We start from the raw sequence: 12,647 nt of genomic DNA on the forward strand, positions 1-12,647 counted from the left end.
TCACAGGTGTAGGCCTCCCTTCTCTAGTAATTGACCCAATAGCGCTGCCCCAGCCACTGCAAGCCGGTAATGGCCAGCACGATGACGAACAGAATCATAACCATGGATGAAGCATACCCGGTCTGAAGATCGACGAAAGCCGTCTGGTACATGTCATATACGACAACAGAGGTGGAATGGGCCGGTCCGCCGTCCGTCAGCACCTTGACCAGCGCGAAGGATTTGAAATTGCCGATAATCCCGGTCACCAGCAGGAAAAAGGTGGTCGGCGTCAGCAGCGGAAAGGTGATCGAGCGGAACTGGGCCAGCTTCGAGGCGCCGTCGATCGTCGCCGCTTCATACAGATCGGCAGGAATATTCTTGATTCCGGCGATATAGATAATCAGCGAGACCCCGAGGTCGATCCAGATCATCAGCAGCATGACTGAAGGAAGCGCATACGACGGATCGGCCAGCCATTTGGGCGGATTGTCCACGCCGAGCGCTGACAGGAAGCCGTTAACCGGACCGTACGAAGGATGGAAGAGCACCTGCCACACGACCGCTACCGCGACGACACTGGAAATCTGGGGCATGAAGTAGATGACTTTAAAAGCCCCCGGCGCGTACACATGACTGGTGATAATCACCGCCAGGATCAGCGCGATCCCCATTCCGGCTGGTACAGCCAGCAGCATTATGAAGTTATTGCCCAGCGACTTCAGGAATACCTCATCCTGCAACAGCTGTCGGAAGTTATCGAAGCCATTGAAACGTATCTTGTCAAACCCGGTGACGAACGACCATTTGGTGAAGCTGAGCACGAAGGAGAATATCATAGGAATTAGCGTAAATACGAGCACACCCAGCAGCATGGGACCGGTGAACAGGTACCCCATCCCGGCTTCCAGCCGTTTTCTTTTTCTGCTGCCGGCACTTGGTTTCTCACGGGACTGCGGTAAGGCAACTGATGTCTTCAATGGCTCTGTCCCCCTCTTGCGTGATCTTATCTCTCATTATAGAAGGGTAAGGCAATAGCGCATAAGCCACGATCCTGACCCGTTCGGAAAAATTTTTACCTGCCGAAGACGGGAGCTGTCCATTAGAGCATTTGGCCCGGCATCACGGACTGAGGCCGCTTATAGCGGATAGTTGTCCATTAGAGCGTTTGGCACGGCATCACGGACTGAGGCGCGCTTATTGCGGAGGATAGTCTCCACTTGGGAAAGGGAACGGACCCCATGGGCCTTATTCTTGGAATTTCTACTTTAAACATCTTATAGAGAGAGGATAAGCTCCACTCAGTCCGTTAACCCGCAAAAAGTAGCGTTTTCCAGGGAATAGGGTCTCTTAGGTCCGTTAGGAGCAAACTCGACCGGCCGGTGCAGTTTCATTGTACTGAACCTCCGGGATCAGACCCTGTTCACAGAATTACATCTGTTGCACCTCTATGACATCCGGTTGGCCAAATCAGTCAAAAACAGTCCCGATTTGCGCAAAATAGTTGATTTACTCGGGTAATCTGCTTTGTTATCTTCTAGGCAAGCACCAGCTTATGCTTACATCTAGGTTTACGCTTCCGAAGCCAGTTTGGCGAAGAGACCCAGGGAGCTTATGCTTACAAAACTTTTAGGAGGGATAGTGATGAACGTGAAGTCAGATATTATGTCCGCTTATATGGATACTATTGTTGAACTGCTGAATGAGATACGGAGTGAGCCGCAGGACAAGCTGCTGGAGGTGGCAGAGCTGCTTGCGGATCATATCGCACAGGACAAGCTGGTCTACCTCTACGGACCGGGGGGACACTCCAATATGAATGCCACCGAGGTCTTCTTCCGTGCCGGCGGACTGATGCATATCAGCGCCATCTTAGATGAAGGAACAATGATCTCGAATGGCGCCCTGCGCTCCATGGCGGTTGAACGCACTCCCGGCTATGGCACATTGGTGATCGAAGACAACCGGCTCGGACAAGGCGACATTCTGATCATCGCCAATGCTTACGGGATCAACACAGCCTGTGTCGATGCCGCTCTGGAAGCACGCCGGCGGGGCGTGATCACGGTTGCGGTGACCTCCGTCGGCCATGCCGAGGCTACGCCAGCGAATCATATTGCCCGCCACCCTTCGGGACAGAATCTGTATGCGCTCTGCGATTATGTCCTGGACAGCAAGGTCAAGCCCGGTGACGCTGCGCTGCAGATTGACGGTATTGAGCCGAAGATGGGCTCCACTTCTACCTTCGCTAACGCTTTTCTGCTCAATTCCCTGATGATGACTACTGCCGCCTGCCTCGGGGCAAAAGGGATCGAGGTGCCGGTCTGGCGCAGCGGCAACGCCCCGGGCGGGGACGAGTGGAATAACCGCTTCATCGAGCGCTTCAAGGGCCGGGTACGCTGGCTATGAGCCTGCAGCTGATTCCAGCCCCTCAGGTGGTGCAGAGCCGTGGACCGGAGCCGGTCACCGTGCTTCGCGGCTGGACGGTGCAACTGCACCTCCCCGGGGAGGATGTCCGGCTGCTCACGGCAGCGCAAAGGATATTCACAGAGGTGACGGTGCGTACTACGTATGACGGCAGCGGTGTATTCTCCCTGGTCACAGAGGGTACCCCGCTCAACCCGCTGCTGGCCCGCCGGATCGAGGGCAGGCATGACGGTTACGTGCTGATTACCGATAAGGGCCGGATCGAGCTGTATGCGCTTAGCGCCCCGGGCCTGTTCTATGGACTGAAGACACTGGAGCAACTGCTCCAGAGCGGCGGAGGGACCGTGCCTGCGCTGACGGTTGCCGACTGGGCTGATCTGCGGCTGCGCAGCGATTATCTGGATCTACGCACGGTTTATCCGACCTATGAACATCTGCTGGAGTATATCGCGGAGCTGGCCGATTATAAGATCAATACGCTGATCATCGAATATGAGGATAAGCTGCCGTTCCGGGAACTGGCCTTCCTGCGCCATCCTGAGCTTGCCTTCACGGAGGAAGAACACCGGCAGCTGCTCAGAGCGGCACATGACCACTTCATTACCGTCATTCCGAAGCAGCAGTCCTTCGGACATCTGGAATATATCCTGAAGCATCCGGCCTACATCGGTCTGCGCGAGGTGCCGGAGACCGTATCGGAGCTGTGCCCGCACCGCGCCGGCTCCTTCGAGATGATGGCAGGAATTCTGGAAGAGGTGGCGGCCCTTCATCCGCACAGCCGCTATCTTCATCTCGGCTGTGACGAGGTCTGGACGCTCGGCACGTGCCAGGACTGCAAGCGCTCCGGGCTTACTCCCGAGGCTTCGTTCATCCGCTTCGTCAATCAATTGGCGGAGAAGACGCTCAGCCTCGGCAAACAGCCGATGATCTGGCATGATATGATCATGCAGGCTACGGCAGAGGAGATTGCAGCGCTTGACAAGCGTGTGATCGTGGTCGTCTGGATCTACGGCGGACACCGGATGAAGGCGGATGCCCGGCAGATCCTCCACAAGCTGCGGGATGCGGGCATCCAGACCCTTGGCGCTTCGTCTGTCCGCTGCTGGGACGATAACGGCGACCAGAATTATCCGGTGATCCATAACCGGATCAAGAATGTGCAGGACTGGATTCAGCTCGCCCGTTCCGAGCAGCTGGAGGGCATTATTCATACGAACTGGGGTTGCCCGTTCTCGTTAGGCAGCCCCTACGGATTGTTCGAGACCTCGCGTTATCCGGCTTTCTACGCTGCGGAGCAGAGCTGGAATGCCGGAGCGGAGACCGGAACCTTCCTGACACGGTTCCTGCACCAGTTCCACGGCCTGCCTGCGGACCGGTTTACCGGGGAAGAATGGGCCGATTATGCGGTAACCGACTATTACGCGTTGATTCCGCAGCTCCTGCCGGAGGTGAGGAAGAACCGCTTGACCGCAGAGCTGATCGATGCCATGATCCAGTATGAGCTTCCGGCACAGCGCCGCTCGCCGCTGCATACCTTCCTCTTCCGGGGAGCGATGTCACCGGGCAGCGAGGAAGTGATGACCTTCCTCCGGGACAAATACCGGAGCGGCTACGGCGATCTCCGGCGGGCCAAGCTAAGAATGCAAAGCGTGCTCGCCGGGCTGCTTGTGCCGCAGATGGCGGAGCTGTTCATCCGCTCCCGCTTCTACCGGCCTGAACTATTCGAGGCCAACCTGCAAGCCATGATGACCGATCTTGAGACCATAGAACAGAAAGAGGGGGATAGCTGATGCCAGATATGCTTGTGAAGCTATACGATCTGCCGGACAACGGGGTGCTGCTGGAGCGTCTGCGGGGACAAGGCATTGTTATTAAACGGGCGATGACCGGAGATAAGCAGGCCATCGTCGATTTTGTCGGCCGCCATTTCACGGAGAGCTGGCGGAATGAATGCGAGACGGCCTTCGCCCATCTGCCCGTTCACTGCTACATTGCGGTGAAGGAGGGCAAGGTGATCGGCTTCGCCTGCCATGATGTCGTGGTGAAGAACTTCTTCGGCCCGACCGGGGTGCTGGACGATTACCGGGGACTGGGCATCGGGAAGGCGCTGCTGCTGGAATGCCTGTCCGCGATGCACCAGTGCGGCTATGGCTATGCCATCATCGGCTGGGTCGAGGGCGCACTGGCCTTTTATGAGAAAACCGTCGGTGCGATAGCGATCCCTGACTCTTTTCCCGGAGTATTCCGTGACCTGATCAGCATGGAATGAATATGATTTGTTTTGTGTAAGCACACAGCAAACAGCGGCAGCCGGGACATCTCCATCCCTGACTGCCGCTGTTTGCTGAGTTATTTTCTGGCCAAATGCAGGTCTATCGTATCATAAATCGTCAGCACATCCCCACTCTTCAGGATCGCTGCTCTGATCTCTTCCTCTAACAGCAACCTCACCGCTGCGGGCATCGCTCTGTGATCCGAATAGGTATTCAGCAAGCCGATATAATCCGCTGAGGAGAAGGCTCTCTTCAGATGATACAGCTTCAGCTCAACCTCTCTGAATCCGTAGGTATGCAGACGCTGCGAGACCGCATTGTACCTTGCCGTGTCGTGCTCAATTAACGGGGGACTTCCGGGCCTGAACTTGCGGTATATCTGCTGGAGCTGCTGATGTAATTCATCGTCTGCTCGTGCGGCAAACGGCCGGTTCCAGAATAACGCCAGTGCGCCGCCGTCCTTCAACAAGCGCAGGACCTTCGGGTGTCCGGTCTCCTCTGGAATCCAGTGAAAGGCAGTGCCTGAATAGATGAGATCGACACTGTTTTCCCGGGCTGTAAAGTCCTCAAATGAAGTATGGTGCACCTTGAATAGGCTAAAATCCCGGAACTTGGATTGTGAATACTCCGCCAGGTTCTTCCCCAGCTCGACCGCCGCCAGCTCACATCCTGTCTCCAGAATAGGCCGGGTCGCCTGACCTGTTCCAATGCCGATTTCAATAGCCCTCCTGCCCGGTCCGATGCGAGAATACGCGATGATGTCCTGAAATAATTTCCCGCAGTAGACCGGCCTCCATTTATCATAATTCACTGCATCCTCGTTGAAGGTTAAGCGCTGATCCACATGTACACCTCTATCAATATATAGTCGGCACCATCCCTCCATCCATACGGATGGGAGAACCTTTAAAGGCCGCCGCATAAGGACTGCATACGAAAGCAGCCAGCCTGCCGATTTCCACCGGCTTGATGAAACGCTGTAATTCTGATTGCGGCAGATTGGCCGCCATGAATTTCTGCTCTTTTTCTGCAAAAGTTAAATTTTCGTCAGGATACATTCCCTCAATGATGTGATGCACTTTTTCAGAGAGTGTTGGTCCGGGCATGATGGTATTCACCGTAACCTCTGTTCCTGCTGTCACTTTAGAGATACTTTTGGACAGGGACAGCAGCATGGATTTGGTCATCGCATATTGAGGCATTTGTCCCGAGGGCATGACAGCCTCTTCGCTGGCAATGAAGATCACGCGGCCATAATTTCTGCTCAACATTCCAGGTAAATATAATTTCGTTAATCCGTTTGCAGCCAGCACATTCGTGCGGAAATACTTCTCCCAGATATCATCGTCCACATCCTCATACTGCATCAATTCATAAATGCCCATACTGTTGATCAGAATATCAACGCTGGGGAATTGGGCGAATAAGGCTTGTCTTTGTTCAGGATCGGCAATATCGGCTGCGGCATTCTGAGGAGCGGTGGCCGGGTAATTCAACTTCAATTCACGGACAATCTGTTCTACCTCTTCCCTATTCCGCCCATTGACCAGCACGTTGACGCCTTCCTTGGCAAGCTCTATCGCGATAGCTTTTCCTATACCCTTCGTTGATCCTGTAACTAGCGCTGTTGTATGGTGTAATCCCATCTCCATAATGCACTTCTCCTTATTCATTCCTTGTTGTGTTGCGGATAGTGATTATATTATCTTGTTGGGATCGTTCAGTAACTAGCACCTTACGCCAAGCTTCTTGCCGGACACGCCAAAAGTTACAGCTCAGCAAATTCGTGCATTCAGGTGTTCCGCACGCCACTGTGAAGGTGTAACCCCTTCCCAATGGCGGAAGGCACGGAAGAAAGAGTTCTGATCCTCATACCCGGTCAGATACGCCACCTCTTTAAGATCAAGCGAAGGATTTGCCAAGTATTCCCGTGCCTGCTCATGTCTGACTTGTGTCAGAAGCTGCTTGAAGGTCGTATTCTCGTCAGTCAGCCGGCGCTGCAAGGTTCGCCCGCTCATCGTAAGCTCCTTCGCAACTGTCTGGAGGTCGGGGCATCCACCTGCGAGACAGTGTGCAATGATCACCTTGACCCTCCCGGATACGGAGAAGCTGCCAAGCTGTTCGTCGAGTGAGCGGTCCAGTGCGGGAGCAAGAATCTCCAGCAGTTCTTTGTTATAAGAAACAAAGGGAAGGTCCAGATGGCTTTGCAGCAGGGTCAAGCGGTTATACTTCCCGCCTGTTTGAATCGCGCAGCCGAAATAAGCTTCGAGCACTTGTTCATCGCCCATGGAGTAGACAAATTCGGCAGCATGCGCCTTCAAGGGCTGCCCTGTCCCCTTTCTTCCAAGCTCCAAGAGAAAAGCCAGCGTGATCCCCGCCAGCACCGGCGGACCGGGCAGCCCTGTAGGCCCCCACTCTAGTTCTATGGTACACTGCCCGTTCTCCTCAGTCATCCGCAGGCTTTCGGGCGGACACATCTGTTTGTACCTGACCATGCGGTGCAAGGCATCGCGGTAGTCACGGGCGTGATAAGTCGCTAATACGGCGGGGGGATACTGCGCGGTGTCAAAGGCGGCCGCAAGCCTGGTGATGCCTGAAGCAAGATCCCCGGCGAGCTCGGAATACGCCTGCCAGATTGCGAAATATTGGGCAGTGGTAACCGTGGCTTCTGTTGTTATCGTTACAGGGAGCTGCGCCTGGCGGGCTACGTCGCGGGCAGCAATCCCCAGGCGGCTTATTCCTGTCCAGAATCCCGGAGGCATTTTAACGCGTTCAGAGGAACGGGACTTCATAGGTATGGGCCTCCTTTTGCCAGTTGCATATTACAGTGTTATGGTTGTCTTAAGGCCATATAAGAATACTCTTGTGCCCGTGATCATGTCTACCTTAATGTACGGCAATGTACAGCTCTGCCTAATTTCACACATATTTCTTATTTTGTTTTAACATATAGGCATTACAATGGATTCAGAATATTACTGCACGGTATCCATCATAACTAGTAGGAGGATCAATCATGCCCAATATCTGGATGCATATTGAATTCGGCCAGCAGCTGGCCAGAGAATTCAGCAGCCGTTTCCCGTGTCTCCACCTGCTGGAGCAGCAGCCTCTCTATCATCTTGGCTGTCAGGGTCCGGATATTCTGCTGTATCACAGCTTTCTCCCCTGGAGCAAGGATGCGGGGGCGCTTCATCTCGGCGATCTGATGCATTCTCGCAGCTGCGGGCCAGTACTTATTGACTTCTGGGAGTCAGCGCGGAACCTCGGCGGAGCTGAGGGCGATCAGGCCCGGCTCTACTTCCTCGGCTTCCTCACCCATCATCTGCTCGACCGCAATCTCCATCCCTATATTAACTGGAAAGCGGGCTATCAATACCGCGATCATCAGCGGTTCGAGATTGACCTGGACACTTTGTTCATGAAGCGGCTGCACGGGATGAACACCTGGGAGCACGCTGCCTGGGCCACAATTGACACAGGTGCCCGGCTGCCTGAGCCGGTTCACCGAATCCTTCACACTACGGCCCTTAAGCATTACCCGGAAGCGATGGCCCGGTTGCCTGAGGAGATCTGGCAGACCTCTTACCGCGATATGGTGCTGGCCCAGCGCTGCCTGTATGACCCGAAGGGCTGGAAGAAGGCCATCACCTGGGGCCGGACCCGCCTGCTGTTCTCCCGCAAGCTTACCGCCCGTGAGGAGCAGCTGGATTATCTAAATGAGCGGCACTCTGAATGGCGGCATCCCGCACTTTATTCCGAGGTCCGTACAGAATCGGTGTGGGAGCTGTGGGAAGCGGCCCTTGTTGAAGGACGTACGGTGCTCGGAGCGCTTGCCGATTGGCTGGAGAGCAAGGAGCCCGCTGCGGCAAGGCGTAAGCTGGAGCAATTCGCCCAGGTGCTGGGCAACCGCTCCTACGATACCGGCAAGGATTGCAGCATGAATCTGCAGAACCAATACGCGGAGCCGATCTGGACAAGTCTGCCGGGGAGTTGAGTGGGGAGCGGGGAATGGAGCGCGGGTACGGTGGAATGGGAACGGGGAACCAGGGAAAGTTGCCGGAAGGAGTATCGGGTATTGAGTACGCGTACGGTACGGGGACGGTAAACGGGGACGGGGAGCCGCCAACCTGGAACGTGAATCGGTAAACGGTATCCTACCAAAGTCTAGTGGACATCCGTATTACCGTTGCACTCTATTCCAGCTGAGCAGACGGGTGCCTGCCGCAAACCATTGGAAAAACGCATCTTATTTCGCCGGTTTCTCAAGAATATCAGGTAACAAGTGGATTTTGTACATTTATTCCAGCTACTTTTCACTACTTTGGAGGATATGTGCGAATTAAGTGTTATTTCTCCAACTGTTGTACCAGCAGAGGCCCTTCGTTCTTCAACAAGTGTACAAAATCCACCTATTTCCCTTTACAGTAACTCCTTGCTTGTCCGAACGCCCCCTCCTTCCCCCGCATCAGCCGAAAATAACCACAAATCCATCCATCCCGCTGGCTCTAGCTCCGATACCTACTCAGGTACTTTGCGCAGAACAGAGCACAGAACAAAATCATCCTACGGACGAATAAGATTACCTTCGCGTGAACACAATGTATGCTGTTTTCCACATACATTCGACCGTGTGCCTGCTAGCGAGCACAATGTATATTGTTTTTCACATACATTCAGCCTTCAGTCTCATTCAGCATCAAAGTTATTCTTTTTCACAGCAGCAGGAAACTATAGTTTCCTATATAATCATAAAAACACCCGGTTCCCCGGGCGCTCAGCACAATCTATACATTATCCTTCTGTCAGACAGCATTCCAGCTTACAGCGGATCATTCGGAAGAATCTCGGGCGGGGCCGGCGGCACCATATCCGGCTGCTCCGGCGGTGCGATTTCGGGATGCTTCTCCGGCACAATCTCCGGCGGGATCACAACCGGCTCCGGGAGGATATCCGGCTTCACATCAGGGACAACCTTCGGCGGAACCTCTGGCGGCAGATCTTTGCTCATCTCCTTATACCTCCTTCATTCCTGATACCTCCTGTATACCCGCTCCACGCTTCCTTTAACCTTATTGCCCTAGTCCTCTACGGTCCTCCCTGGTCTTCCCTGTAAAATCCCCTCTTCATGTGAGATGTTTAACCTGCGGTTGATCTCCAAGTAATAGTTGGTTGTTAAGATCAAGGCAACAAGATTACTGGGAGGGATACCGATGCGTCTGGCTCTATTCACGGACACTTTTCTTCCGCAGACTAATGGCGTTGCCCGTACACTCGGCCGGCTGACCGGCCATCTGCAACGCCGGGGAATCGATCATCTGCTGTTCACTCCAAAATCCGCCCCGGAGAGCAGCTACCCCGATCCCGTCAGACCCGTGGCCAGCATCCCCTTTTCCCTGTATCCCGAGTGCAGGCTGGCCCTGCCCGGCATGTCCTCCATGCAGAGTGAATTAACTGCCTTCGGCCCCGACCTGCTCCATCTCGCCACCCCGTTCAATATCGGCTTAACCGGCCTCCGGTATGCCCGCAAGCAGCAGCTCCCCCATGTAGCCTCCTATCACACCCACTTCGACCTTTACCTCGAATACTACAAAATGAGAAGAATCCTCCCGCTCTACTGGAAATACATGAAGTGGTATCACCGGTCCTGCGATGCCGTCCTGGCTCCTTCCCGCGAAACCCTAATCAGCTTGCGCATGGAGGGCTTCACCCGGCTGCGCCTGTGGTCCAGGGGCGTGGACTGCACCCTCTACTCGCCAGAGAGACGAAGCGAAGAAGTGCGGGAGCGTTATGGCAAGGGCGCAGCGCTGATAATGCTCTATGTCGGACGGATTGCCCCGGAAAAGGATCTCACCACCCTCCTTCAGGCCATGCCGCTCCTGCCGGAGTCCGTGCGTGTAGCGGTTCAGCTGGTGATTGTCGGCGATGGCCCGCTGCTGCCTGAGCTGAAGTCGCAGGCACCGGACAATGTCACCTTCACCGGTGCCAGACACGGCGAAGAGCTGGCAGAGCTATATGCCTCCGCCGATCTGTTCGTCTTTCCCTCCTGCACGGAGACCTTCGGCAATGTCGTGCTTGAAGCTATGGCATCAGGGCTTCCTGTTATCGCCGCAGATGCTGGCGGAACCCGGGAGCTGGTCGCACCCGGTGTCACCGGCATGCTGTTCGAGCCGCGAAGGCCTGCAGCAATGGCAGAGCAGATCTGCACAGCCGCTGCCGGGCACCTGCTGCGGAGCGCAATGGGCCGCGAAGGGCGGCGCCAAGCTCTAGAGCGCTCCTGGGAGCAGATTTTTGACAGACTGATTAAGGATTATGAAGAAGTCATCGAGCGCCGCAGGATCAAGAATGAAGCAGGGATTTACACCGCCTGATCCGCTGTCTGCCCGCCTATGAAGACTAAGCGTTCCTGGGATCACGGGAATGCTTTTTTCCATTGTTCACGGTTTCTCCCCATCGCTCTATTGACCATTGGAATAATGACTTATATTATACACATATACAATAATCCAAAATATGGAATTCAGTCAGGCGGTGATCCCTTGAAGCCTCTCACAACGATTCGCAGTCATCTTGAGGCTTATCTCTATTCCCGGCAGTTGTCCATCAACCAGTTCTCCGTTCAGTCCGGCGTTAATTCCGGCACCTTAAGCCGTATCCTTAGCGGCCAGCAGCCGATTGCCATGAACCACCTGAAATTGATTACCCGGGGCATGTCATTGCCGGAGGATCATTTCTATAGCATGTATGTCGATGAGTGCTTCTTATATTCCGCACCAACCTGGCGGCGGCTGCGCCCCTTCATTCTGAATTCAGCAGAGCTGGGGCGGCTGGACTGTATTGAGCTTGTAGTCAAAAATCTGCTGGACAACCTGATCTACGCTCCGATGCTTTTTGAAGTGGCCGAGGACTTGTTCCAGGAGCATCACTGGCAGGCGGCGGCCATCTTGTACAAGAATATCAGCGCAAGCGAGAAGTATCAGCATTCCGAGCGGCTGGCCCTCTGCCAGTACCGTTTGTTCCGCATTGCCCTCGGAGACAGCCAGATCCTCAACCTACAGGCTGCTCTTTTGTTCGAATGTTATATTGAGCGGCTTGATGTGCCGGATCAGCTCGATGGACTGAAAGCTCTGATGCATGTCTATTACTCACTGCACAAGTGGGACAAGGTGGACGCGCTGGCCCAGGAGATGCACCGTCTTGCCATGCTCAGCTACCACCATCTGCACCGGTCGCAGCGCAGGGACCGCCAGGATAAATGTCCGGAAAAGCCGGTATTCTTCTATGCGCTGTATTCGCATCTGATGCGGGCAAGTGTGTGCGAAGAATTCCGGGACTATAAATCGGCGCTGAAATACGTAGCTCTATATATGGATAGGAGCTGGATACGCGAAAAAGGGGAAGACACCCGGCGCATCCTGGACCAATTCCAGGAGTGGGGCACTGCCAACACCCTCCTCTACCGGATGATGTCCGGCGAGCATGGAGTGCTGCCTGAATATGTGGCCTATATTGCTCCGCATGCCAGTGAGATTTTCGTAGCCCTATATCATATTGTAATCTCAGCCAACCGCTTCTCCTGGAATGTCGATGAGGTGCTTGAACAGTTCCCTTCCTATATCCCTTACCGGACCAACCTGAAGGACTTCGGGGAGCTTCACAACCAGCAGATCCTGGCTGACCAGTACTCTACCTTTCTCGCGGAATTAGCCAGCTATTATTTACGCAATCACCGCCCGGAAGGAATGGGATTCCTGCTCCAAAGTCTGGAATCTTCTGCTAAAATAAAGAGTGATAGCATAATCATTAAATGTGTGAATCTGTTTGAACAATTCCGGCATCAAGCCACTGAGGAACAGACAGAACAATACAGACTTCTGATTGGAGAGGTGCAAGAATCCAATGATAAGAAAAATGATTATGCTTCTAGTTTCATGTAGCTTGGCGTTTATAGCCATTCAGCCCCTGGGG

At 54.3% G+C, this 12,647-nt stretch carries 11 protein-coding genes; 6 read left to right on the top strand and 5 right to left on the bottom strand.

What is annotated here, in order from left to right; genetic code table 11:
- Window positions 1-23 precede the first annotated feature (23 nt).
- Window positions 24-878: a carbohydrate ABC transporter permease gene (locus tag MKX42_RS23195; RefSeq protein WP_445669385.1), complete on the bottom strand. Its 855-nt coding sequence runs from the start codon at window positions 876-878 to the stop codon at window positions 24-26.
- 745 nt (window positions 879-1,623) lie between these two features.
- On the opposite strand from MKX42_RS23195, the gene MKX42_RS23200 reads away from it, so the two are divergent.
- Genes MKX42_RS23200 through MKX42_RS23210 form a run of 3 tightly spaced genes read left to right on the top strand, consistent with a single transcriptional unit; the run spans window position 1,624 to window position 4,675 of the window.
- Window positions 1,624-2,388: an SIS domain-containing protein gene (locus tag MKX42_RS23200; protein WP_340754942.1), complete on the top strand. Its 765-nt coding sequence runs from the start codon at window positions 1,624-1,626 to the stop codon at window positions 2,386-2,388.
- Window positions 2,385-4,196, top strand: coding sequence for a family 20 glycosylhydrolase (locus MKX42_RS23205; RefSeq protein ID WP_340754944.1), 1,812 nt, complete (start codon window positions 2,385-2,387; stop codon window positions 4,194-4,196). Before MKX42_RS23200 ends, MKX42_RS23205 begins: the two co-directional genes overlap by 4 nt.
- Window positions 4,196-4,675, top strand: a complete 480-nt coding sequence (locus MKX42_RS23210; protein ID WP_340754947.1) for a GNAT family N-acetyltransferase — start codon at window positions 4,196-4,198, stop codon at window positions 4,673-4,675. Before MKX42_RS23205 ends, MKX42_RS23210 begins: the two co-directional genes overlap by 1 nt.
- Before the next feature lie 80 nt (window positions 4,676-4,755).
- Here the strand turns inward: MKX42_RS23210 and MKX42_RS23215 are convergent, their stop codons facing one another.
- From MKX42_RS23215 to MKX42_RS23225, 3 genes are all read right to left on the bottom strand, one after another.
- Complete coding sequence (locus MKX42_RS23215; protein WP_340754948.1) at window positions 4,756-5,523, bottom strand: class I SAM-dependent methyltransferase; 768 nt, start codon at window positions 5,521-5,523, stop codon at window positions 4,756-4,758.
- A 13-nt stretch (window positions 5,524-5,536) separates the two neighbouring features.
- The gene (locus MKX42_RS23220; protein WP_340754950.1) at window positions 5,537-6,331 is read right to left on the bottom strand and encodes an SDR family NAD(P)-dependent oxidoreductase; all 795 of its coding nucleotides are present in this window, start codon (window positions 6,329-6,331) and stop codon (window positions 5,537-5,539) included.
- A 123-nt stretch (window positions 6,332-6,454) separates the two neighbouring features.
- The gene (locus MKX42_RS23225; RefSeq protein WP_340754952.1) at window positions 6,455-7,471 is read right to left on the bottom strand and encodes an AraC family transcriptional regulator; all 1,017 of its coding nucleotides are present in this window, start codon (window positions 7,469-7,471) and stop codon (window positions 6,455-6,457) included.
- 224 nt (window positions 7,472-7,695) lie between these two features.
- Between MKX42_RS23225 and MKX42_RS23230 the strand changes: the two genes are divergently transcribed.
- The gene (locus MKX42_RS23230; protein WP_340754953.1) at window positions 7,696-8,676 is read left to right on the top strand and encodes a zinc dependent phospholipase C family protein; all 981 of its coding nucleotides are present in this window, start codon (window positions 7,696-7,698) and stop codon (window positions 8,674-8,676) included.
- An 825-nt stretch (window positions 8,677-9,501) separates the two neighbouring features.
- Here MKX42_RS23230 and MKX42_RS23235 read toward each other — a convergent pair.
- Entirely contained in the window at window positions 9,502-9,690 is a 189-nt protein-coding gene (locus tag MKX42_RS23235; protein WP_340754955.1) for a hypothetical protein, read from the bottom strand.
- A 202-nt stretch (window positions 9,691-9,892) separates the two neighbouring features.
- On the opposite strand from MKX42_RS23235, the gene MKX42_RS23240 reads away from it, so the two are divergent.
- Window positions 9,893-11,050, top strand: coding sequence for a glycosyltransferase family 4 protein (locus MKX42_RS23240; protein ID WP_340754957.1), 1,158 nt, complete (start codon window positions 9,893-9,895; stop codon window positions 11,048-11,050).
- A 168-nt stretch (window positions 11,051-11,218) separates the two neighbouring features.
- Window positions 11,219-12,616, top strand: coding sequence for a transcriptional regulator (locus tag MKX42_RS23245; protein WP_340754958.1), 1,398 nt, complete (start codon window positions 11,219-11,221; stop codon window positions 12,614-12,616).
- The last annotated feature ends 31 nt before the right edge of the window (window positions 12,617-12,647 follow it).

The organism is Paenibacillus sp. FSL R7-0204 (assembly GCF_038002225.1).
In the GTDB taxonomy this organism is placed as follows: Bacteria; Bacillota; Bacilli; order Paenibacillales; family Paenibacillaceae; genus Paenibacillus_AQ.

Coding starts and splice junctions, on each gene's coding strand:
- MKX42_RS23195 (WP_445669385.1), bottom strand. CDS start 878: ATGGGGTACCTGTTCACCGGTCCCATGCTGCTGGGTGTGCTCGTATTT.
- MKX42_RS23200 (WP_340754942.1), top strand. CDS start 1,624: ATGAACGTGAAGTCAGATATTATGTCCGCTTATATGGATACTATTGTT.
- MKX42_RS23205 (WP_340754944.1), top strand. CDS start 2,385: ATGAGCCTGCAGCTGATTCCAGCCCCTCAGGTGGTGCAGAGCCGTGGA.
- MKX42_RS23210 (WP_340754947.1), top strand. CDS start 4,196: ATGCCAGATATGCTTGTGAAGCTATACGATCTGCCGGACAACGGGGTG.
- MKX42_RS23220 (WP_340754950.1), bottom strand. CDS start 6,331: ATGGAGATGGGATTACACCATACAACAGCGCTAGTTACAGGATCAACG.
- MKX42_RS23225 (WP_340754952.1), bottom strand. CDS start 7,471: ATGAAGTCCCGTTCCTCTGAACGCGTTAAAATGCCTCCGGGATTCTGG.
- MKX42_RS23230 (WP_340754953.1), top strand. CDS start 7,696: ATGCCCAATATCTGGATGCATATTGAATTCGGCCAGCAGCTGGCCAGA.
- MKX42_RS23235 (WP_340754955.1), bottom strand. CDS start 9,690: ATGAGCAAAGATCTGCCGCCAGAGGTTCCGCCGAAGGTTGTCCCTGAT.
- MKX42_RS23240 (WP_340754957.1), top strand. CDS start 9,893: ATGCGTCTGGCTCTATTCACGGACACTTTTCTTCCGCAGACTAATGGC.